The 1223-nt window shown below is 30.1% G+C and carries 2 protein-coding genes; both read right to left on the reverse strand.

The annotated features are described in order from the left end of the window. Positions 1-19 precede the first annotated feature (19 nt). The gene (locus LS69_RS10045) at positions 20-607 is read right to left on the reverse strand and encodes a hypothetical protein (RefSeq protein WP_138124705.1); all 588 of its coding nucleotides are present in this window, start codon (positions 605-607) and stop codon (positions 20-22) included. Next, the coding region (locus LS69_RS10665) for a hypothetical protein (RefSeq protein ID WP_202978673.1) at positions 582-1223 on the reverse strand (642 nt) is incomplete at its 5' end. The genes LS69_RS10665 and LS69_RS10045, both read right to left, overlap by 26 nt.

A 1223-nucleotide genomic window follows, 5' to 3' on the forward strand; every position in this document is an offset into this window, starting at 1 on the left:
ATCTTTTTGGTTAAAATCCTTAATATTTAGCATTATATTTCAATTCCAATTTTTGCAATAACTCATCATTAACAGATTCCAAAGGAATAAGATTTTCTTCTTTGGAATCGTCTTGAAAATAATAAACTAAAGCTTTATCTACGACTTCTTCATCATTGGCGTCAAAGTGTTTTTTTTCTCTACTATATTGATGTAAGTAAAATTTACCATTGATAAGTCTAAAAGTAAGATAAGTGTTTGCAATATTACCGATTCTATCTTGCTTGTAGGTTTTAATAGTAAAAAATGATTCTTTGTTTTCAAGATTGATAATAGAATCTCCATTAAAACAAAATTTCTGCCTAGAAGATGAATCTTCAAAAACTTCAATGCAATTATAAAAATACGCTTTGTCACCATAACGATCTTTGTTATAGTTTTGCATAGTTGTAACAAAATATGTTTTATTACCAAAAGACATATCATAGGAATCTAACAAGACATTCGGATAAGGCAAATCCCTAATATAAGCATTTTGAAGCTTCTTAAGTATTTCATCATTATCTTGCGCATAAGACAAAACAAAGGCTAATAGGCTAAAACTAAAATTCTTTAAAAATCTCGGCATTTCTTATCCTTTCATATTGATTCCACCTCTCTTGATAGCTACCGGTATATCTATTAATAATGCGCGTTATGGAATCTGCACATAGTTTGGTATTATCGTTAGCATTAGCAAAACATTGATTATGCTTCCAAAAATATGTGGCACTCATAAGCGCATAATTACCATCTTCAAAAAGCAATTTTGGATTTGCTTCAAAATCAATATCTTCTCCTATCCAGCCCCATTCTCTAGCTTTAATGGTAAAATCCCGATAATTCACTCTGAAAGTCAAATGAAATAAACCTTTACCGCTAAAGTTATAACCATCGTCAGTATTTGGCATATTACCATATCTACCATTATATTTAATGCGTCCAATATGAATTTTATTAGCCCTTTGAATATAAATGCCATTATTCTTTTGATAGCCATATTTTTCAGCCTGTTCTTTTGTGAATCTATTGTCATTCAATAGAGATTCAATAGAATAATTAAAGTTTTCTTGCAATTCTAGTGTTGTGCCACATTCAACAACACTTTGCGCAAAAAAATGTTCTATCCTAGTTCTCGTATCTAGCTTATAATGCACATACATGGGTTTTCCATCTATATGGATTCTGTTGAGTTCATTTACCAT

The organism is Helicobacter sp. MIT 05-5294, assembly GCF_000765675.1.
Taxonomy (GTDB): Bacteria; Campylobacterota; Campylobacteria; order Campylobacterales; family Helicobacteraceae; genus Helicobacter_D.

What these genes read in the sequence shown, in the direction of transcription:
- LS69_RS10045 (WP_138124705.1), bottom strand. Translation starts at nt 607, where the DNA reads ATGCCGAGATTTTTAAAGAATTTTAGTTTTAGCCTATTAGCCTTTGTT.